17 protein-coding genes and 4 pseudogenes are annotated in these 22,365 nt (G+C 38.8%); 5 read left to right on the forward strand and 16 right to left on the reverse strand.

The annotated features are described in order from the left end of the window. Positions 1-21 precede the first annotated feature (21 nt). Positions 22-543 (reverse strand): hypothetical protein, encoded by a 522-nt coding sequence (locus tag HGD77_RS14325; RefSeq protein ID WP_228761442.1) that lies wholly within the window; start codon positions 541-543, stop codon positions 22-24. A 284-nt stretch (positions 544-827) separates the two neighbouring features. On the opposite strand from HGD77_RS14325, the gene HGD77_RS14330 reads away from it, so the two are divergent. Further along, on the forward strand, positions 828-1,283 hold the full coding sequence (locus HGD77_RS14330) for a helix-turn-helix domain-containing protein (protein WP_004730277.1): 456 nt from the start codon (positions 828-830) through the stop codon (positions 1,281-1,283). 16 nt (positions 1,284-1,299) lie between these two features. Beyond that, positions 1,300-1,839, forward strand: a complete 540-nt coding sequence (locus HGD77_RS14335) for an IS630 family transposase (protein WP_225554437.1) — start codon at positions 1,300-1,302, stop codon at positions 1,837-1,839. Between the two features lie 24 nt (positions 1,840-1,863). Here HGD77_RS14335 and HGD77_RS14340 read toward each other — a convergent pair whose 3' ends face one another. The 8 genes and pseudogenes from HGD77_RS14340 to HGD77_RS14375 form a co-directional block, all read right to left on the reverse strand. Then, positions 1,864-2,277, reverse strand: coding sequence for a hypothetical protein (locus HGD77_RS14340; protein ID WP_216077184.1), 414 nt, complete (start codon positions 2,275-2,277; stop codon positions 1,864-1,866). Beyond that, positions 2,274-3,236 carry an IS30-like element IS18 family transposase gene (locus HGD77_RS14345; RefSeq protein WP_168730915.1) on the reverse strand — a complete coding sequence of 321 codons (963 nt, stop codon included), beginning with the start codon at positions 3,234-3,236 and terminating at the stop codon, positions 2,274-2,276. The genes HGD77_RS14340 and HGD77_RS14345 overlap by 4 nt, the downstream gene beginning before the upstream one ends. Before the next feature lie 247 nt (positions 3,237-3,483). Beyond that, complete coding sequence (locus HGD77_RS14350; RefSeq protein WP_216077185.1) at positions 3,484-3,843, reverse strand: MBL fold metallo-hydrolase; 360 nt, start codon at positions 3,841-3,843, stop codon at positions 3,484-3,486. A 449-nt stretch (positions 3,844-4,292) separates the two neighbouring features. Beyond that, positions 4,293-5,737 (reverse strand): annotated as a pseudogene (locus tag HGD77_RS17065) (transposase). Further along, positions 5,730-6,842: a TniQ family protein gene (locus tag HGD77_RS14360; RefSeq protein ID WP_168730916.1), complete on the reverse strand. Its 1,113-nt coding sequence runs from the start codon at positions 6,840-6,842 to the stop codon at positions 5,730-5,732. Before HGD77_RS14360 ends, HGD77_RS17065 begins: the two are co-directional and overlap by 8 nt. A 29-nt stretch (positions 6,843-6,871) precedes the next feature. After that, a pseudogene (locus tag HGD77_RS14365) lies at positions 6,872-7,791 on the reverse strand (TniB family NTP-binding protein). Between the two features lie 4 nt (positions 7,792-7,795). Then, entirely contained in the window at positions 7,796-9,706 is a 1,911-nt protein-coding gene (locus HGD77_RS14370) for a Mu transposase C-terminal domain-containing protein (protein ID WP_168730917.1), read from the reverse strand. Next, entirely contained in the window at positions 9,707-10,417 is a 711-nt protein-coding gene (locus tag HGD77_RS14375) for a TnsA endonuclease N-terminal domain-containing protein (protein ID WP_168730918.1), read from the reverse strand. Between the two features lie 157 nt (positions 10,418-10,574). Between HGD77_RS14375 and HGD77_RS14380 the strand changes: the two are divergent. Then, positions 10,575-11,228 (forward strand): annotated as a pseudogene (locus tag HGD77_RS14380) (ATP-binding protein); the annotation flags it as partial. A gap of 46 nt (positions 11,229-11,274) precedes the next feature. Here HGD77_RS14380 and HGD77_RS14385 read toward each other — a convergent pair. After that, positions 11,275-12,009, reverse strand: coding sequence for a TorF family putative porin (locus tag HGD77_RS14385; RefSeq protein WP_004732532.1), 735 nt, complete (start codon positions 12,007-12,009; stop codon positions 11,275-11,277). Between the two features lie 294 nt (positions 12,010-12,303). Then, on the reverse strand, positions 12,304-13,332 hold the full coding sequence (locus HGD77_RS14390; RefSeq protein ID WP_080591915.1) for a transposase: 1,029 nt from the start codon (positions 13,330-13,332) through the stop codon (positions 12,304-12,306). A gap of 379 nt (positions 13,333-13,711) precedes the next feature. Between HGD77_RS14390 and HGD77_RS14395 the strand changes: the two genes are divergently transcribed. Continuing rightward, on the forward strand, positions 13,712-15,058 hold the full coding sequence (locus tag HGD77_RS14395) for an OprD family outer membrane porin (RefSeq protein ID WP_005101512.1): 1,347 nt from the start codon (positions 13,712-13,714) through the stop codon (positions 15,056-15,058). A 96-nt stretch (positions 15,059-15,154) separates the two neighbouring features. Here HGD77_RS14395 and ppa read toward each other — a convergent pair whose 3' ends face one another. Next, entirely contained in the window at positions 15,155-15,691 is a 537-nt protein-coding gene (gene ppa, locus HGD77_RS14400; protein WP_004732536.1) for an inorganic diphosphatase, read from the reverse strand. Positions 15,692-15,807: 116 nt separating this feature from the next. Then, positions 15,808-16,206 (reverse strand): MAPEG family protein, encoded by a 399-nt coding sequence (locus HGD77_RS14405; protein WP_005101513.1) that lies wholly within the window; start codon positions 16,204-16,206, stop codon positions 15,808-15,810. Positions 16,207-16,306: 100 nt separating this feature from the next. Between HGD77_RS14405 and HGD77_RS14410 the strand changes: the two genes are divergently transcribed. After that, on the forward strand, positions 16,307-16,687 hold the full coding sequence (locus HGD77_RS14410; protein ID WP_005101515.1) for a hypothetical protein: 381 nt from the start codon (positions 16,307-16,309) through the stop codon (positions 16,685-16,687). A 50-nt stretch (positions 16,688-16,737) separates the two neighbouring features. Here the strand turns inward: HGD77_RS14410 and HGD77_RS14415 are convergent. The 3 genes and pseudogenes from HGD77_RS14415 to HGD77_RS14425 all read right to left on the reverse strand — a co-directional run bounded on the left by HGD77_RS14415 (position 16,738) and on the right by HGD77_RS14425 (position 22,266). Beyond that, positions 16,738-18,413 (reverse strand): annotated as a pseudogene (locus HGD77_RS14415) (AMP-binding protein). Between the two features lie 150 nt (positions 18,414-18,563). Beyond that, positions 18,564-20,783, reverse strand: a complete 2,220-nt coding sequence (gene parC, locus HGD77_RS14420; RefSeq protein ID WP_005101519.1) for a DNA topoisomerase IV subunit A — start codon at positions 20,781-20,783, stop codon at positions 18,564-18,566. A gap of 163 nt (positions 20,784-20,946) precedes the next feature. Next, the gene (locus tag HGD77_RS14425) at positions 20,947-22,266 is read right to left on the reverse strand and encodes an MFS transporter (RefSeq protein WP_004281032.1); all 1,320 of its coding nucleotides are present in this window, start codon (positions 22,264-22,266) and stop codon (positions 20,947-20,949) included. Between the last annotated feature and the right edge of the window lie 99 nt (positions 22,267-22,365).

Consider the following 22,365-nt stretch of genomic DNA (forward strand, 5'->3'; position numbering starts at 1 on the left):
CTTAGGGTGAGTTCATAATTTTTAAGTTATATCTTCACAAGATGATAAGAGACGTTTTGCATATGCATATGCTCTAACTTTTACCCATGTTTCATTTATCATTAAACACCAAAATAATAAAAATATAATGTGTAGGATGACTAAAACGTAGTATTGAGGAGACAATAAGCTTAGTGAGTTTATATCTACATATTTATCTTTAAATGTAACAACTATTATTAAAAGACTTATTGCTAGTGAAATTAAGATAATTGTTATTGCTGTACTTTTAAAAGCTAATAGATTTCTGCTAAACCCATAATTCATATTTTCTTTAAGAATTAATGGATATTTTTCGCTATCTCTTGTTTTTTCTCTTAGATAGTTAATTGCTGAAATATAGTATTGATCTGCATCAGTGGGATTAGCTCTTTCTGCTCTTTCACTGACATTCTTAAAGTTTGATACTAATAATACTAATTTTTCTCTATATCTTTGTTTTGTGTATTTATCAAGCTCATTGTCAGAATGACGTAAGATAAGTGTTGTAGGAGCACCCCCCATTTTTTAAATAACTTATCTTGAAGTACATTGCCTTGTGATGACATTTGATTGGCAAAGAAATTAACTACTCCGCAAGTCAATAATATTCCTAATAATGAACCTAGTAATGTTCTCAGTGGTTCAAATAGAATGTATGCAGTTAATATTATCGGTAACACAATAAATAATGCTGGTCTTACTCGTGCAGAAAGTGAGTATTGATCAAAATAGTCCGGTAGATTCACTAAGTTGACAAAAATAACTAATGATGCGAAAAGGTTTTTTTAGTTAACAGATGTTCACACATGCCTAGAATTGTTTCTGTACCACTTAGTTTAGAACAGCGAGAACGACTCATTTTTCTGGTCAAGCATGCAAAACATTGGCGTGAAAGGCAACGTGCCCAAACTATTCTCTGGCTTTCCGAAGGTAAAAGTGTTGCGGAAGTTGCCACTCTACAAGAACGTATCCCAGAAACCATAAGGCTACAACGCCGACGTTGGGAATTGTATGAGCTTGAATCGATTAAAGAAGGTCATCGCTCAGGTCGACCCAATACATTGATCTCAGACTATCAGGCGAAAATCCTAGATTGGGTCAATACAAGTCCACTCAATGCAGAACAAATCCGAGTCAAACTACATGAAGAATACGAAGTGTCCGTGTCTGTTGAAACCATTCGTAAGTTTTTACGTGATTCAGGTATGGTCTTCAAGCGTACCCGTCATAGCTTGAAAAAAAAGAGATCCGATTGCATTTGAACAAGCAACACAGCAGATTGAAGAATTACGAGAGCAAGCGGCACGTGGTGAAATTATATTAGGTTATGTTGATGAAACAGGATTTTCATCTACACCTGATAACCGCTATGCGTGGACAAAGATAGGTGATGTTCATGCGGTTGATGCAATAAGATTAAAACGAGTTAATGTCATGGGGTGTTTGCTTTCAACGGGGAAACTGGTGACAAGCTGTTTACAAGAGTCAGTGACAAGTACTTGGTTTTATGCCTATTTAACTGGAATAGCTCAACAAGTAAAACAGACATATAACCTTCCATTGGTTCTTATTGTTGATAATGCCTCGATTCATAGAAGTAAAAAGATGGCTGATTACAGAGAGCTACTTAAAACTAACTTTTCGACGAATCTGTATTTTATTCCAGCTTATAGCCCTGAGTTAAATCGAATCGAGATGGTATGGAAGCAGATGAAATATTATTGGCGAGATTTTCAAGTCATGACAGCTGACAAAATAGAGCAATGGGTGGAGAAAGTATCAAACCAATTCGGAAAAGAATACATGTTTACTTTTTAATGGATACTTATATTTCCCCTAATCTTATAAAGTGTATTCAGTTTCGACAGTTATAGTTCCAAAATAATTTTCAAATCTATCTTGATAATCAAAGTCTAGTTCTGCTGTTGGTGTATATTCAGGCTTAGATGAATAAAAGTGAACTTTATTACCAACCAATTCCATCGTGATATCACCTGCTCTATTTTGGGTTAATTTTTGATATCCAGTATAGTAGTGAAGATGGCGTGATTTAGCTTCACCAATCACAATAATTTGTGGATCTAACTTTTCTAACCAACAGTCAGGTACTTTTCCTGATTCCCTTCCATGATGTGCTGCAAATACAATTGTAGTTTTTGTTAAGTTAATATCATCTATGATTGATTCCATAAACTCAGTTTCTAAGTCACCTAACCAAAGTACACTTGCTCCATCAGTTTGTTCAGGCGGATTCAAGCGGCAAGTGCAACAGTATAAAAACCAGCCATAACTTCACTCGGTGTATACCAACCTAGTGTTTTTCTAGGACGATGGTTGAGTGCAAATTCTATCTGCTCTATTTGTTCGTTTGACACGCCATCAAACGATGATGATTTTGGCAGATATTGACGGATTAAACCATTCGTATTTTCATTTCTAGCTCGCTGAATAGACTTGTAAGGATCAGCAAAATACGTCTCTATGCCAGCATCAGTAATTCTTTTGTGTTCGGAAAATTCTTTGCCATTATCAAATGTCACACTATAAGCATGGCTCATTTGTAAACGATCTAATGCACAAGTAATCGTTTGAGAGGACGCTCTTGTTGGCCCTAAATGAACAATATGTACATACAGGCTCTTTCGATCAACGAGAGTCAATAAAGCACCTTTATGATGTTTACCAATCACCGTGTCACCTTCGAAATCTCCTAAACGTTGTCGTTGATCAATGACCTGGTCTCGGCAGTGAATACTTGTTTTATCAATGATTTGACCCCTACGATCCGTGTTTTTGTAACCGCGTTTTCGATATTTCTTCTGATGCCTTAAATGTAGATGAAGTTTACCGCCTTTTGATTTATCTTCATAAATGTACTGGTAAATCCACTCATGTGAAGGTACATCCAGCCAACCGCGTTGTGTTAAAGCACCTGAAATTTGTTCGGGTGACCAGTCCAAACCAATCAAATAATCAATATAAGCGAAGGCAAATGCTGTCATTGATGATGAAGGACGGTAGCGTCTTTGACTTGCAAATTTAGCTGCCTGTTGAGCTCTATATCCACGTTGCCCAGTATTTCTTTTTAATTCACGGTAGATGGTTGATCGTGAACGTCCTAATTCCCGAGCAAGGGTAGCGATTGAACTTTTACTTTTCAAAGTAGCATAAATTTCGTATCTTTCATCTTGAGAAAGTTGGGTGTATTTCTTCATTGTGTGCTTTCCAATTGCGAGTTGAAAAAGTCTAATGATTCTATGAATACACCTAACTTTTTCAACTAACTACAAATGTGTTGCACTTGGGATTTGAATCTGCGTCATAACGAATAACAGCTGATAAATTATTGAAAGCGTTTCCCTGATTACATTCTTCTAGTGCTTTTTGGAATTCAGCATTTTGTAAATTTGGCCAGAGTATAGAAATACCAGAACTGCCTCTATTTTCATCTTTTAAATTCATTCACTTACGAGTGCAACCTTTTTCTATATAGTAAGCTTTTTCTTTATCATCTCTTAATTTGCAGTATCTTTTGAATGAATCTGTTTCCACGCTTTTGATAGCATTATTTTTTACAACATAAAAGTTTTGAATTGGTTTCACATCATCTAGCCAATGTATCCCTCCAAAATGATCTTCATCTGGATGTGTTGAAATAAATCTTGATAATGTTTTTGCTTTGGATTGTTCTTTTATTTCTTCAATAATTTGATCTTTATTATCCATCTTTAGATAACAGTCAATAATGGTAAAATTATCACTGTTATGCTTTATATAAAACATGTCGCCATTACCAACAGAAAAACTTTTTATAATGCTCATTATTACTATCATGACTGTTTAAGAATTAACATGATTTTACTTCTTAATTATTGTTTTTCAATCTGATTATTTTTTTGAAATATACTTCGTGATAACTATATAGTTTTCCTAAAATTAACATAATACATGCTATACAAAATTACCCATTATATCTAATATAAATCAATAACTTATTACACAATAGACAGCCCAACCACTACCGATTGGATTTTTCATGTTTCACGACTTTATGTAGCCTTATTTAACACTAAAGTAGAAAAAAATGTCCAGATGAAATATGAATATATGTCCAAGTAGGAGCAACAGTAGATGAAATCGCTACCTATTTGTTTGATTTATCTATTAAACAGGGCTATTAGAGTATTTTTAGAGTGCTATTCATACTCTACCCCTACAAAGTTTAAGAAAGATGTTTTGATAACGATTCTACCGATAAAACAAATGGCTAATTATTTTTTTTGAAGCTCTATGGGTTTTGGTAACCAATATGAATGCCCATTAAATCTTACATCATAACCATCTTCTATTTCTGTAATCATTTCCGTTTTAATCTTTAGGGCATCAATGTAAGGAAGTTGATGAAAATACCTAAGTCCATTTCTGACCCAACCTAGGATAAGCTCACTGTCACTTAAATCAGTTTGGGTAAGTACAACAAGTTCCATTTCTAGTTTTTTCTTTTGTTTAGTCTTTAAAAAATCAGATTTTTTCAATTTTAAATAATCAATAGAAGTACCGTAATTCTCATTTAAAAAGTTAATGAATCCAGTTAGTGCAGCAGCTTGACCCGAATAATCAGCCAAATAAGCTTTGATATGCTCCAAGTTTGGTAATCGAGTACTTTCTTGACCCATTGATAACATCAACGCCACAGCAGGCTTTACAGCCAACCGAGCTGAACGTATTGAGGTATCACCTCGTTTGATTTTTTCTTCTAATTTATTCTTGTATTCCAGTACAACATCATAAGCCAAAGATGGTTGTAAAATACTTTGCACAAGCTTTTCCATCTGATCTCGTTCTGAGCAACTTTTTTTGTTATACATATCTATTTGAATGTCATGTACTTCTTTAAGCCATTGCATCACCAATTCAAATTTTCTAAGCCCACTACTTCGTAACCTTGCTAATAACTGCTTTGGTGTAGGCACAGATTTATTCCAATCTATTTCGGTTTTCATAAAAAAATGTGTATGTTTATTTATATATAATGCAGCTTTATGAGATCCAATTTTTTTTCTAACCAGTCTGTATAGCTCTCATACTGCTGTTTTAAGTAAGTAGACTCAAATGCATTATGATTTTGATCAAATTTATTCCATAAATTTTGATGCCAATAACAATCAGCACATAAATCAGCACAACCTGCTGCAATCATACAATGACATGCTTTACAGGATTTCTCAGCATTATCTCTACATTTTTTACACGCTTTTTGTCCTGATGCATCAGATTCTAATAGCCGATGTTTCTGACACGATGGACATGTCTCATAATCTCTTGTCGCACATTTTGAACATACTCTCAGATCATCATTAAATCGTGAAATTCGGGTCAATTTTTGTGATGGTGTACCACATCGTTCACAAGTCTCAATAGGTCTAAAATACACAGAACAACTATTACACACCGCACCATATTCGGTCAGCTTACCTATTGGCTTATTCGTCTGATTACATCGAATACAAGGTTGTTTCTTAATACATTCATTACAAATAGCTTGTTCATTATCTCTAGGGAGTCGAGCAAAGTCACCACAACTTGGACATGTGCGTCTTTTAAATATACGAGCATAACAAGTCGAACAATATTTCTTGCCTTTATATCGTTTTTTTATGAAAGAAACGGGCTGATTACAACCATAACAGTAATGTTCAATAATGTTTTCAGTCAATATGCCCAACTCCACGATTACTTCTTCTTAATAAATTTAACCATTGACGTTGTACACTGGCTTTGGATTTTGGCTTGGCAACAGTTGTCTCTGCACGAAAGATAGGATAACGCCTTGTAGGCTTAATCATTAAATCTTTCATCTGCTGAAGCTGAACAGGCAACTTCTTACGCTTATCCCAAAAGTTTGCATGACTGATTCCGTATTCCTTTGAACGCTGTACCAATAAATCACATGGAATTTCCATTATCTGATCCAATATCGAAAGCAAAACTATTCGTTCCTGCGTATTCAGATATTCAAATGCTAATGGGGTAATTGGATATGGAAGATGTAAATTTATACCAAAACTTTCAAACAATTGAATCATATTTTTATTGGGTGTATTAACTAAAAACCTGATCTCACTGAGCCATGCACGAGCAATTTCAAACCATTCTTGAGAAGTAACGCGTGATTGATTATAAAAACTAACTTTTTGATTTAAGACTTGCTCTGCTTTATTTTGGAAGTTTAAAGCGTTTAAATTGATATTTTTGCTTCCCTCAAAATACCTTAAATCAAAACCGCAGACTGTACAGATCGCCAAGCAACCATGTTCTAAATCTGTTTTAAATGGTTGGATCGTCGCACCACATTCAGGGCAATGGTCGATTAAACTTACCTGATGCTGAACACAACTACAATGCCACCCCATACGCCATATTAAACGTAAATAAGGCGGATCTTCACGACTTTTTAAGCATTCCACACACACTTGACGACCTGATGTATTTGAACGATTGCGTATACCTAGTGATAAAACCCAAGGAATATTTTGCTTTGGATCGTAATTTTGGTATATCTGAGAAATAAAGCTACTCAACATCGATTGCTGTATATTCTGCTTTGACTCAACACTATGAGATAACAGCGTATCAAACTTTTCTGCATCTACTCCTTTGTCTAAATCAATCGTTAAAGCTCTCCATTTCCCCCACAAAGCCTCAACAAGAACCATAGGAGAACAACCTACATCTAAGGCTGAACGAATCAACCATGATGAAAATATTTCCCCTTGTTGAATGGGCGTTCTGATATACCAACGTTGATCAAGTTGACTCATATTCACCTCCCTATAATAATTTTGCAGATTTAACTCATGCTAAGATTTATATTTCTGATATTTCTCAAACCCTCAGTCGGCTTAAGCCATTTAAACTTATGTACGATGTCATAGGTAATTTCTTCTTCACCTTGTAAAATGGCTTCTTTGGCACACTCCACCAGTAATCGATTTAAATCCCCCAGATTTCCACCTGACACCTCAAAAATCAACGTAGCTATCTCTTTAGATGCAAGATTAGACTGTTTTTTAATGGCAATAGTCGAACATAGCTCACTAATAATCTTAAAAAATCTTGATTAAGTTCCCATTTGGGTAAATTCACCACATCAAAACGACTGGCATATTGCGGATCGGTATGCAATATGGTGATTGCTTCACGGGTACCGACACCTACGATATTCAGACTCAATTCATTGCTGAGGTTCTTGAGCGTATTCATGACTTCAGGAAGCAATTTGGCTGAACCTGTTAAACAATTATGAATTTCATCGATAATTAACATTTTTGTTTCATACTTACGCATCAAGTGTACGGCTTGATTTCGTAATTTAGCTTCAGGATCACTTGCCCGAAATGGCACAAAGAAGTGATTTAAAATGTTGATGTAGAGTTCTTTAACATTGGCTTTTGCAGGAGCAAGTATTGGTAAAACAGGTTTGATCACTGACAATAAATCCATGTCGGCATCACTTACGGTTTTTGTATAATACTGTCTAGCAAACTCATAAATGATGGTTGTTTTACCCATATTGGAGTCACCAACAATCAACAAGCATTCGGGCCTTAGCTTCCTAGGACGATTCAAAATATCGGTCAATGTGTTCATAATGGTAATGGCTTTCTTATAGCCAATCCATCGATCAGTAAATAAGGTCTCAATCCGTTCACTATCGCTTAATTGCATGATTTCAAGTACATGCTCTGCAAGATGTTCATATTTTTCCATCACATCACCTTAAATCATCAAATGCAGTTAGAGGAGTACTCCACAAATCATCACTTGTCTGAAGGCTTTCAGAAACTACCGTCTTTTTAGACTGATTCTGTTCGGAAAGCTGAGTGATGGCTTTTTCATTTTCCTTTTTTCTTTGGTTTGAGCGACGTTGCTTTCGAGTCAAGCTTCGAGCCTGATTAAGCTGTTCACGTAGATGTAAAATCGCCTTGTAAATTTCATCCTGATTCTGAACATCCTGACGCTCACTTTTGAGATAGTTCTGAACCTGCCTATATTCAAATAAGCTAATTGGTGGTATCTCTCGTTTTGCAGTAGGTACTTTAAAATAAGTATTAGAAAATGGTTCATAAAACCAAATCTGTGAAATATCCCTCGGATCACGTTTAAATAAAAATTTTCTTTTGCGCTTTCGACTACTGTCTTCTAGATCAATGGAATTAACCCATTTTCTTAAACAGTCAGCAAAATAGAATAAGTTATCTTTTTGCACCCCTGTACGCTGAATGGTCGCTTCAAATTCAGGTAGAAAATCAATAAATAAGGTATCTTCATCAGATACACGTTCTTTCAAACCCGTTCCTGCTGTCATCTTCGTTCCCCAAACACCTTCTTCCCATTTAACTATTGGGGATGTTCCTAAAGCGGAATGTTTCTTCTGATGATAAACTTTGGTGATCCAATACACGATATAGTATTCAAGTTCCTTTAATGTCATACAGGCTTGTTTAGCGGAGTCATAAGTTCCTCGCTGTTGCACATTTGAAAAAGTTGTACCATCCAATACATGCATTTCAAGATTGACGATACCAAGCATACGCTCGATGTGACCGCCAAACCTTGCACCGCCAATTGGTCGGTATTCCCAATGAATCCCATACTTTAGACAAGCTTTACTGATGTGATTAGTTCTAAAATCTGACCCATTATCTGTATGAACTGAGTCCATGATCCCTTCGACTTGCCATTCAGCATCAATATCCAGTTCGATCAACTTACGTTTTTTTGACAAAATACAAGATGCTATACACATCGCCACTGAAGTCGTACTTGGCGCTTCTAGTGATAGGTAATATCCTACGATCATCCGACTGAAAACATCAATTGCCAAGGTTAAGTGAGGTTTTCCAATCGCTTCTCTAAACTCATCGTCCACGATTTCAATATCTAGAGGAGTATGATCAATCTGCACATATGCCAAAGGGTAATCAGCATTTGGAAATGAACCCGCAGCAGCCTTAAATTTATCTATTGCAGCTTTTGATCCAAGACGTGCTTTCGTTACTTGGTAATCATTTAAAGCCTCAATTCTTCTACGAATAGAGTTTTCATGCGGTGCTTCAAGTTGAAGCCGAGAACACTCTGCTTTTACAATTTCAATCGTTTTGGAAATACTTGGTTTCTTCGCATTCAAATATTCATCATTGATGGCTTGTTTAATGATATTGCTCACTTGAGGTGATAACCTTGATTTTTCAGTTGTCCAACCTCGTTTTTTGGGAATCAACGCCATTAGAGAATTATTTTCCCGATAATCTTTAAGCCATTTCCACAATGTTGAACGATTCACATCATATTCATTCGCCCTATTTTCGACCAGTTCAGTCGTTGAATACTCAATCAAAGGCTTAATAATCTCATAACGTTGTAAAGCAATTTGCCAAGCTTCATTACTGATATCCTGATCACCTTTATTTAGATTTTCAGTTAGCGTATTTTCTCCGTCAAAAACGGTCAAACTTTTAGCATTGACCTGTAGACTACGTACCGAATCCAGACTAGATATAACAATGTCATTGGCATTTAAAACATTCACAATTTTATAGGGTTTTCCCTCATAACCAACAACCACATTGGGTTTAAGTGAGATACGGCTACGATCAATACTGACAGCATTAGATTCAATCATTTAGATACTCCTCACAAACGCATCATTTTGGTTCACCCATATCACTGTTTCAGCCGTTAAAGGGCAATACAAATCACAAGCAATCATTCGCTTTGCCACTAGTGCCCAAACTTGGTGAATCCCTTTTAAAACATTGGTTTTATCTTTAAAAATATGAGCAGGTAATTGATTAATTGTTGATTGACCTAACTTTTGTAGGGTATCGAGTAATAGTTGTTGATCAACGGCATCTACATGAGAGCGCCTAAACTTTCTTAAAAAATTTATATTTTCCCAATACTGATCATATAATCTTGTTTCGCTGATAATTTTAAACTTCCATCCTTTATCAGCAGCAAAACGGTGCGCTGCTCTAAATTTTGGTTTTAACTTATCCCAGTCCTCAACAAGCTTTTTCTTAGGCTTAATTTCGATGAGCATTGGTACTGGAAAATCCTCAAAATCATCACAATTCGAGCTTGAAAACTGCACCAAAAAGTCAGGGGTGTAGGTTGATTGATTACCCAATTCAGTGATGTAGGGGATAACTACAGGTTGACCTATAACATCAATCACATTGTTATTAAATTCTTGTTTAAGTATGAAATCACGCTCAAGTGTTGATTCAAACCATATGGTTTTTTCACCTCTAAAAGCATAATTTCCAGAAATACTCCCATAAACAGTTTGAGCTTTTCTAACAGGCAAGTATTCTTCACTCAATTTTTTCATAAAAAATTCACCATTCAGGCACTCGTGCTTATTAGTGTAATTTTGTAAGCCACTCTTATCTATTTGTATAAATAATCTAATTTAATTGTGTGAAATTAGAGTGACAACCTATTGATTATCTATAATGCCACTCTATTCTATTGCTGTAAATGACAGCGGCTCATACCCCAAGCCAGGAGAAATTACTCTGGCACATTTAGGGGTTTTATTTCTGGACGAGCTACCAGAATTCGACCGCAAAGTGCTGGAAGTTCTACGTCAGCCTTTGGAAGCAAAGGAAATTGTCATTTCCCGGGCATCACGCCAGATTACTTTTCCCGCCAATTTCCAGTTGGTGGCCGCCATGAATCCCTGCCCGTGTGGTTATGCCTTTAATCAGGATATCCGCTGCCAATGTTCACCGGAAAGTATTAAACGCTATCAGAACCGGATTTCAGGCCCGTTGCTGGATCGGATTGATTTACATATTGATGTACCACCATTACAGGCGCATGAGTTACAGGACAATCGGCCTACAGAAAGCTCAGAAACGGTCAGACAACGCGTCATTGCAGCCTATGAAATTCAGATGCAACGGCAAAATACCTTGAATATGAGTCTGAGTCCAAAACAGCTAGAGCAATATGCCGCATTAGATCAGTCTGCTCAGAATATGCTTGAAATGGCTCAGCAAAAACTGAATTTATCCGCACGTGGCTATCATCGGGTCTTGCGTGTCGCACGCACCATTGCCGATTTAAATCAAAGTGCAGATATTCAAAGTCAGCATCTTTCGGAAGCCCTGTCTTATCGCGGGCAGCAGCAGATTTAGGTCATTAAAAAAGGCGACCTAAGGTCGCCTTTTTATCTAAAGAGAATTAGAAGCTATAACCCAGTCCGAATACGACTTTATTCTTTTGTTTTTCATCAAAACGGTCATAACCACCCAAGATATAATTCATGCTTGCAGTTACACCTGTGTCACCAAGTGGCTTGCTTAAACCGATGTCAAAATGACGGAAACCGAAACTTTCTGTAGTTCCTTCAATAAAGTCACCTGATTTTTCATAAGCATATAAGCCTAAAGCTGTATCCAAGCTGAAATCTTGTGGTAAAGCATAGCTATAAGTGGCTTTTAAATAGGTATCACCTGCATTGCCCCAAGTGGTATCTTCAAGAAGGGTTTGTGCTGTAACGCCCAAATCTTTATAGCTCATACCCAATAACAGCTCAAATCCATCAGAATTGACATCAGATTCATAATAATAATAGTAGGTCGTACCGATCGTTAAACCTAAGTCATCATTGACTGCGTGGCTATAGCCAGCATAGAAGTTATTTTCGAAAGCATCACGTCCTTCTTCAGACAAAGGGTAATCTAGCGTAGATCCCCACCAACCTGCATAGAAGCCAGACGCATGGTTATAATCGAGTCCACCTTGTAAGGTAGCGCCGCTATTTTCAGGAATGTTAGTAATACCACGCAGGTTATAGCTTGAAAGTACGCTTATATTTCCAGATACCGTATGTTCAGCAACAGGTTCTTCGGCAAAAGTAAAAGAAGATACAGCGCCCAATAAAGCAAGAGATAATACTTTTAATGTTAATTTCATTGTGTGGCTCCCCCAGATCGTCTGAGACGTTTTTATGATCATTGATTAAACTCAAGCTCAAAATTTGCAAGAGCTATGCCAATCTGGATAAAAGGAACCAAAATAATAAATCTAAAAAGACAAATAAAATTTAAATCATTGTTTTTAAATTAAAATTTAAATTATGAAAAACTGAATTATCTAGGCTTTCTCTTAAATAAATGTATTTAAGGGTATTTCTTCACTTTTTTAATAATTATACATAATCATTTACAATTTGCCCCATTTTGATTCTATTTTAGGACTTACGCACTGTTATTTATAGACTCTCTGTGGTAGCAGATGATTTTTATCGAGAATAAAGTCATCAATGAAGTTTTTGATCATTGGTCTAAATAATTTCTTCTGCCAACGATATACATTTTCAAAGATCCCCTCAAACTGGTTCTTTTGTATCTCAACGTAGGCCATTAAGGCTGAAAAAATATGATTCAAAATCAGTTTAGACCGTCTTACTTGAAACTTTTCAATATGACAAACCTGTTTAATCACTCGGTGATATTGTTCTATTTTCCAATGACTTGAATGTAATTCATGAAAACCCTCAAAGGACAATAAATCATCTTCATCTTGATACACAATATAAAACCTCTGCTGTTCTTTTAACTGAGTCTTAAATAATTGTACAAAGCCAAAATCTTTGAGCCAGACCACTTGACCCTGATGGAAATTCGGCAATAAACGCAGTTGAAACCATTGTCCTTTTTCAGGGGAAACCTTACGGTTACAGTCGATACCAAACATAAATCGAATACCATGTTTTCTTATGGTTTTTAGATTTGCAGTCGATGAATACCAACTATCACCTGTAATAAATTGAATCTTTGCACCCCAACTAAGTACTTCACTTAACATATCCATAAAGTAATCATTCTTGGTTTTACCCTCAGATTTGTCATAAATTCGGAAATTAATTGGAATATTTTGACCATTCTGATCTGTCGCATACAAGGTAATGAGATTAATCCCCTTGACGGATCGGTGGTGTTTGCCTGACCAAAAATAGCTAACCAAGTCCATATGTTGACTATATGGTTTATCTAAAACAGTATCATCAATACTGACTATAAGTTTATTATTATCAATATGTTGAATTGCTTCTTGATATAGGTCGTGAGGTGTGTAGTCTTCACGCTCTAGAAAGCGATTTACACTATCATGCGAGATATTATAAGTCTCGGCAAGTTGTGTGCAGCTAATAGAGTTCGGTTCTGTCATGAGAAAGCCCATATAAATGGGTAATGTACAAGTTGCTGTAGAAGCATGTTTAGTTCGTCTGATCACAGATACTTTATAAACTATTTTAATACTTTTTTGAATCCGTCAATGCGTAAGTCCTATATTTTTAGAATGACTAAAATTTGTGCTAAAAAATAGTGCGTAATTTTTGATCAAATTTTTGCACATTCTAAAATAAAAAAGCTGATCATGTTTATTTCACTACTTCAGAAATATCATTTATATCTTCCAATAGGATTATGTTTTTACTCACTTTTTACCGATAGGTCAGAAATTAACCACCTCAAATCCTTGCTATTGTTTAATTTGAGTTAAAAAAATCTAAACTTTAGTGGAATATATCCAATAAAAAATGACATTTTTTCAGCAATTCTTATACAATTCCTAAAAAATTCCGATCAATTTGTATAAGGCTCTCTTCCCAATGCAAAATTCAAAAAAATTAACATTAACAGTTTTGATTCAGGCTGCTTTGGTTTCTACCGCTTTCGCTAGCGAGCAAAGCGAATCGAAAGGTTTTGTAGAAGACGCTGAAGGTTCTGTACTTTTCCGTACCGGCTATTTGCACCGCGATAAAACAAACTATAACGACAATCAAACCGGTGCACGTGAAGTTGTTAATGATACAAGTTCAGCTGCTCAGACTGCGATCGTTAAATTAGACTCTGGTTTTACCAAAGGTGTAGTCGGCTTTGGTGCCGGTATTATCGGTGATGCATCTTTCAAATTGGGTGAAAATGCACATGCCGGTAATGACATGATTCCTCAACATCCGGATGGTTCAGCTTATGATCATTGGGCACGTGGCGGCGCATATGTAAAAGCACGTGTTTCAAACACGACTGCTACTTATGGTACTCAGGTTTTAGACTTACCTGTACTTGCAAGCAATACTGCGCGTTTAGTACCTGAATACTTTACAGGTGTATTGGTTGAAAGTAATGAAATCGAAAACTTAAGCCTCGTTGCTGGTAAATTTACTGAAAACCAGCGTTCAAGCCAGATCAAATCTGATGGTAATGAATTGGATCGCGCAATAGTTTGGGGTGCAAAATACAAATTTAATGATGCAGTGAATGCTTCTTACTATGGTACAGACATTAAAGACCGCCTAGAGCGTCATTATGTTAATGCAAACTATAGTTATGCATTGGCGAATGGTAGTACTTTAACTCATGACTTTAGTGGCTATCATACTGATTGGGATAAAAAGTCAGATGGTGGTGCATACACTTATTCGCATACCACAAATGATCTAAATAAGTTAAGCAACAATATTTGGGCAATTTCTACGACCTATAATAAAGGTCCACACAATGTCATGCTAGCTTACCAACAAAATACAGGTAATACAGGTTATGACTATGGTTTAGGTCAAGGTGTAGGTGATGGTCATCAAACCATTTATATGCCGAACTCATACCTGTCTGACTTCATTGGTAATGATGAAAAATCAGCACAGCTTCAATACACTTATGATTTCAGTGCAATGAATGTTCCTGGTCTATCTTGGACTTCTGCATTTGTATATGGTTGGGATATTGATGTTGCTAATCAAAATGATCGCTCTCAATTAATCACTAGTGATGCTCAAGAACGTGAATTCTTTAATCAGGTAAAATATACAGTTCAATCTGGTTTTGCTAAAGACACCAGCTTACGTGTACGTCACTCATACTACCGTGCGAGTGATGAATACCAATACGGAAACTACATTGGTGACACTAACGAATGGCGTATCTGGTTAGACATTCCTGTGAAATTATTCTAATTCACACGAATTTCAAGCCATAAAAAAACCTGCACATTGTGCAGGTTTTTTTTATTCTAGGCTTTAAAATTTTAAAGCCTAGACCACAGAAAGCAATTATTTGTTTGCTTCTGCATAAGCTTCGATTGAGCTCATAACTTCTTGTTTCGCAACATCAGCACCTTCCCAACCACTGAGCTTGACCCATTTTCCTGGCTCTAAATCTTTGTAGTGCTGGAAGAAATGTTCGATCTGGCTAATCAACAATGGAGGAAGATCAGTATATTCCTGAACATCTTTGTAGATTGGAGTCAGTTTGTCATGTGGAACTGCAACCAGTTTCGCATCAACACCACCGTCATCTTCCATGTTCAATTTACCGACAGGACGGCAACGAATCACAGAACCTGGCTCTACTGGATGAGGCGTTACAACCAGTACGTCTAATGGATCACCATCAAGCGATAGTGTGTTTGGTACATAACCGTAGTTTGCTGGGTAGAACATTGCTGTACCCATGAAACGGTCTACAAATAACGCATCAGAATCTTTATCGATTTCGTATTTGATTGGTGCTGCATTTGCAGGAATTTCGATGATCACATAGATATCGTTTGGCGCATCTTTACCCGCTGGGATATTGCTGTAGCTCATAGCATCACTCTTTAACAAGTTATATCTTTTAAAAAACCGCGACAATTATAACGGTTTTTAAAGATTTTTTGGATTTTAAAATATCGAACTGTAAATATGTCCGCAGACCTGATGACTTAAACCAACTTGATGATCAGCAGCAATAAGGTCACAGGACATAACATCGAGAGCAACCATACGATAGAGCGTAAAGTCGCCCAGTTGGCCAGATAGCAGATTCCGTACAACACACGAAAAACCAGATAAGCCACACCAAAAATCATGACCAAATCTTGTGATATCACCATGTACTCTGCCATCAAGATCGCAGCAATAAAGAGTGGCAAACTTTCAAAGCTATTCTGCTGGGCAGCATTGGCGCGACTGGCCAAGCCTGAAGACTTTTCTAAAAATGCCCGTGGATTCTGATTGTCTTTGCTGCTGAAGCCTGCTGATTTTTTTGCAATCAATGTAAATACATAAGGCAAAAGACAAGCGGCCAAAATGAGATAAATAACCCCACTAATGCTGTGCATCTGTTTTTTCTCATGAAAATTTTATCTGTATCATAGCATGGCATTTCGTGAATAAATTTTGTTAAATAGAGTGCTTTTTATTACTTGTTAAGGATTCACTATGGTCGCACCTGATCAAAATGAAATGTTCGATGTCCTCGAGAAACAACGCCAGCATCAACGTCAAGTGGATCGCGTATTAAAAATTGTGCTGCCGATTGTGGCATTTCTGATGGCTGTCATTTGTGCCAATATGAATATCTGGTCGCCGATCTTCACCTTTGCCATTTTATGGATTGCCTTTTATTTCGTAGGTATCAAGCGTACGCCACTCTGGCACTGGCTGGTCGCGATTCTGGTGTATTGCTTGGTCGATAACATTCTAAGTTATGGCAGCTTTAATCAAACCGGATTTACTCGCCAGTTTGGCACCATGTTTATCTTCTTGGGAGTAGTTGGTGTAGGTCGTCCTTATTTTGATCGCTGGTTAATGAAAAAATAAAAAGTCCAAATTAAAAAAAGCGCCTGACGGCGCTTTTTTTCTTATAGGTATTAGGCTGTTTTACGTAAATCTTTACGCAGGATTTTACCTACGTTTGATTTTGGCAATTCATCCATAAACTCGACATAACGTGGACGTTTATAACCGGTCAGGTTTTCTTTAGCGAATGCTAAAACTTCTTCTGTGGTTAAAGACGGATCTTTTTCACGACAAACAGTTTTGGCACTTCACCTGATTTTTCATCAGGCACACCAATCGCAGCCACTTCCAGTACTTTTGGATGAGTTGCTACAACTTCTTCAATCTCAGATGGGTAGACGTTAAAACCAGACACTAGAATCATGTCTTTCTTACGGTCTACGATTTTCACATAACCACGTGAATCCATGACACCGATATCACCGGTACGGAAGAAACCATTCACCATGACTTTTTCAGTTTCATCTGGACGGTTCCAATAGCCTTTCATGACCTGAGGACCACGGATTGAAATTTCACCTTGCTCACCCAGTGGAACTTCATTGCCTTCATCATCCAGAATAGCCACTTCAGTCAATGGTAATGGAATACCAATAGTGCCACTGAATTCTTCAGACGCAGGTGGGTTTGCTGTTGCCACCGGAGAAGTTTCAGACAAGCCATAACCTTCAACGATATTGGTTCCGGTAACTTTCTTCCATGCTGCTGCAGTAGAAGGAAGTACCGCCATACCGCCGCCCATCGCCATTTTCAGTTTACTATGATCAAGTTGCTTGAACTCTTCATTGTTTACCAGTGCATTGAACAATGTGTTCACTGCCGGGAAGAAAGTCGGCTGGTATTTACGTAGCTCTTTCATCACCGCAGGTAAATCACGCGGGTTTGGAATCAGAACATTCGCCTGACCTTTGTACATACCGTAAAGTGCGCATACCATGAATGCAAAGATATGATAAAGCGGCAAAGCACAGAAAATACGGTCATCTGGCTGGCCATCTTGCGCACCAAATTTACTCTGGAAGATGCCGTCACACTGCAGCATGTTCGCAACCAGGTTACGATGTGTCAGTTCAGCGCCTTTAGATACGCCTGTGGTACCACCTGTGTATTGAAGAACTGCTGTATCGCTAAGGGTCAATTCAGGGCGTTTATAGTTACTTGGATTAACTTTAGATAACGCCGCATTAAATCTCACATGGCCTGGAATATCCCAAGCTGGAATTTGCTTGCGCACAGAACGCAAGACAAAATTTACCAAAGTTCCTTTCAAGGCACCCAGCATGTCACCGACAGAAGCGACCACGACATGTTTCACCGGTGTTTTACCAATAATCGCTTGATAAACAGAAGCAAAGTTTTCAATAATCACCAGTACTTCAGCACCTGAGTCATTCAATTGATGCTCAAGTTCACGCGATGTGTAGAGTGGATTCACGTTGACCAGTACCAAACCTGCGCGGAACACCCCAAGTGCCACAACCGGATACTGAAGAACGTTTGGCATCATCACTGCCACACGTGAACCTTTTGCCAACCCCAAGCTTTGTAGATAAGTTGCAAACTTACGGCTCGCCTCTTCCAGTTCATTGAAAGTCATTGCCTTATCCATAAAGATAAAGGCATCACGCGAGCCGAATTTTTGGAAATTACGCTCAAAAACATCTACTAGAGAAGTATTTTCTGCTGGTAATTCTACTGTTTCTGGAATCCCTGTTTTTTGGTATTCAGCAAACCAAATTTTTTCCATAATGGCCATCTCTCCAATCATAATCCTTAGTATTTCAACTGTTTTTTTCAATATCACACGCCATTTTTAGACTTGTATATGTGTAATATTGCATCCATCTTGTTGAATCGTTGTTCATATATAACGTATTTCGCAGGATGGATGCTAGTCTTATCTTTGAATCAACAGTTTATTTGCTTTTTGATATCCGCGTGGTAAAAGCTGTCCTTTTGCACCGCGCTTGCCGATATATTTGCGCAAATCATCCCCTTTTAATTTTAACTGCTGTTGTCCTGCAAGCACTTGAATTATTTCATCAAGCTTCAATAGTGTCATGGACAAAATTTGATCACCATCTTCAAGTTGTATCAATTTATTTCCTTTACCTTTATTCAATACAGGTAATTCTGCTAAATCGACAATCAACAGACGTCCTGCTGAACTGAGCAGTGCAACATGTGTAGCATCTTCGAGCGGCTGCAGGTTCATGACCTCTGCCCCTTCAGATAAATTCAGGAAAGCTTTTCCGGCTTTGGCACTGGTATCCAGCTGCTTGGCCTGGGTTTTAAAGCCATAGCCTTTGTTGCTTGCTGCTAGAATTTCAGTTTCATCCTCTGCCACCAGAACCTGTTTAAAACCGACCCCGCTGCCTGGAGACAGTTTTGAACTGAGCGGTTCGCCGAGACCACGCGCAGACGGCAGCGTATTGATGGCCAAGGCATAGCTACGCCCAGTGTCATCTATTACATAAACGCGTTGATTGGATTTGCCCTGTGCATGACTCAAGTACTGATCACCCGCACGGAAATTCAGATTTTCTGCATCGACTTCATGACCTTTGGCACAGCGAATCCAGCCAGCTTCTGATAACACTACTGTCACCGGATCGGCCGGCAACATTTCAGTTTCATTGATCACAGCAGCTTCGGCACGTTGTACGATTGGCGAACGGCGATCATCGCCAAATTTCTTGGCATCGTCTTTCAGCTCAGAAATGATCAGGCTTTTTAAAGATTCCGGATTGGCCAATTGTTCACGAATTACTGCCGCTTTTGCTTCCAGTTCTTCCTGTTCACGGCGCATTTCCATTTCTTCAAGCTTAGCCAAATGACGCAATTTCAGTTCCAGAATCGCTTCGGCCTGAATCTCGTCAATGTTAAAACGCTGCATCAGTACCGGCTTTGGTTGATCTTCTTCACGGATAATCTGAATCACTTCATCAATATTCAGATAAGCAATGATCAGACCACCAAGAATATGCAGGCGTTTTTCGATCTTGTTCAGATGATATTGCAGACGGCGTGTTACCGTGGTTTTACGGATTTCAATCCATTCCAGTAAAATACGACGAATCGATTTCACCTGTGGACGGCCATCCGCACCAATCATGTTCATGTTGACGCGGTAGCTGGATTCCAGATCGGTGGTGGCAAACAAGTGACTCATCACCGATTCGGCATCAATACGATTCGAACGCAATACAATCACTAAACGGGTGGGATTGGCATGATCCGATTCATCCCGTACATCGCTGACCAAAGGCAGTTTCTTGGCCTGCATCTGATCGGCAATCTGAGTGATGATTTTGGAACCTGACACCTGATACGGTAGTTCCGTGATAATAATTTCGTTTTTATCGACGCTATAGACCGCACGCATGCGATAACTGCCACGACCTGTGGTCTGAATTTTTAACAGCTCAGCAGGCGGAGTGATAATTTCAGCTTTGGTCGGCAAATCTGGCGCAGGAATATATTCTGCGATTTTTTCATCGGTCAGGTTCGGATTACGAATCAGCGCAATCGTACCTTTGACCACTTCACGCAGGTTATGTGGTGGAATGTCAGTGGCCATACCGACTGCAATGCCAGTGGTACCATTCAGCAAAATATTCGGTACACGTGCCGGCAAGTTCACCGGTTCTTTCATCGAACCATCAAAGTTGTCCTGCCATTCACAGGTGCCCTGACCCAGCTCAGACAGTAATAGTTCACTGTACTGGGAAAGCTTGGCTTCGGTATAACGCATCGCTGCGAAAGACTTCGGATCATCCGGTGAACCCCAGTTGCCCTGTCCCTCAATAAACGGATAGCGGTAACTAAATGGCTGCGCCATTAATACCATGGCTTCATAGCAAGCCGAGTCACCATGCGGATGGTATTTACCGAGTACGTCACCGACAGTACGTGCCGATTTCTTTGGTTTGCTGGTCCATTTCAGACCCAGCTCACTCATGGCATAAACAATCCGGCGCTGTACCGGTTTCAGGCCATCGCTAATATGAGGGAGTGCCCGATCCATAATCACGTACATGGCGTAATTCAGATAAGCTTGTTCGGTAAATTCTGCTACGGAGCGGTTTTCTGTCGCATGATGCGCAAGGCTTGTCATAACAACCTATAGTCCTAAATAATTCGTTTTTGTATCAATGTTTCTTATGCTAAGTCGTGGCTGTAGATGACACAAGGGCATCAAATCGTTCAGCGCGACAATTTGTGTCTTATGGCCTAAAATATCCACTTTATAGGCCCTAAGCAACTAAAAATTCATTCCTTTATAAGCCCATCGATTCCAGGGTCTTGCCTTTGGTTTCTTCACCCAGGACCAGAATCACAATCGCGACAGCGACCAAAACTGCCGTAAACATGGTAAAGACATAGCTGAAACCGTTTGGCATGCCCATCAGATGGGTTACTGCAAAAGGTGCCGCGATACCGCCAATCCGGCCTACTGCACCAGCCCAGCCTGAACCAAAGGCACGGATATTGGTCGGATATTGTTCCGGGGTATAAGTGTAGAGCACGCCCCAGGCACCCAGATTAAAGAAGGACATCAGACAGCCCCAAATCACGATTTCAGTAACACTACCCGACTGGCCAAAGAAATAGGCCGAGATCGCGCACATACCGATAAAGCCGGCCAGAGTCGGCTTACGACCCAGCTTTTCGACCAGCCATGCCGCCACCAGATAACCGGGCAACTGCGCCAGAATCATAATCAGCACATATTCAAATGACTGGACAATGCTATAACCTTCTTTGACCAGTAAACTTGGTAACCAGGTAAAAATGCCATAATAAGAGAAAATAATACCGAACCAGATCAGCCAGAGCATAAGCGTACGGCGTGCAAAAATACCCGACCATAACTGTGAAAATGAAATATTCTGCTTCTCTGCAACGGGTTTCACTTCAAAAATTTCATAGACTTGAACGCCACATTGACGCTCAATCTTTTTGACCAGTGCCGAAGCTTCCTCTATACGACCACGGTTAATCAGGAATGGAATAGATTCCGGTACCATTTTCCAGATTACAATGGCATACAGCGCAGGCAGGCCACCAATCATGAAAGCAGTTTGCCAACCAAAATCAGGAATAACAAAGCGCGATACCAGCGCCGCAACCAGCCAGCCTAGCCCCCAAAAACTTTCCAGCAAGACAATAAAACGGCCACGCACATGTGCAGGAATATATTCACTGACCAGCGTTACGGCCACGGGTAACTGACCACCCAAGCCTAAACCGACAATAAAACGGAATACTAGTAGCCAAGTCAGATTCGGTGCAAAAGCGCAGGCTGCCGTGGCCAAGCTATAAATGACCAGAGTCGCAGCAAAGACTGTTTTACGGCCAAAACGGTCTGCCAGGCCACCTGAACAAATCGCCCCGATCGCCATGCCGACAAAACCGATCGACACCACCCAGCTTTTTTGATCGGCAGTCATCTGCCAGTCTTCAGCCATTTTTGCCAGGATAAAGGAAATCAATCCGGTATCCATCGCATCAAACATCCAGCCCAGTCCAATCACCACCAGCAAGGTGTAGTGAAACCTACCAATCGGTAAGCGTTGTATGCGAGAAACTAAATCCATAACAAAAATCTCTGATCAGGTGGAACGGGAGATGCTGCTTTCTCAACAGGTGGGCTGCTTTATATTTTTTATACTACGAATTGAGCTGAATGCGGCTAT

Source organism: Acinetobacter sp. NEB149 (genome assembly GCF_012516415.1).
GTDB classification, from domain to species: domain Bacteria; phylum Pseudomonadota; class Gammaproteobacteria; order Pseudomonadales; family Moraxellaceae; genus Acinetobacter; species Acinetobacter lwoffii_V.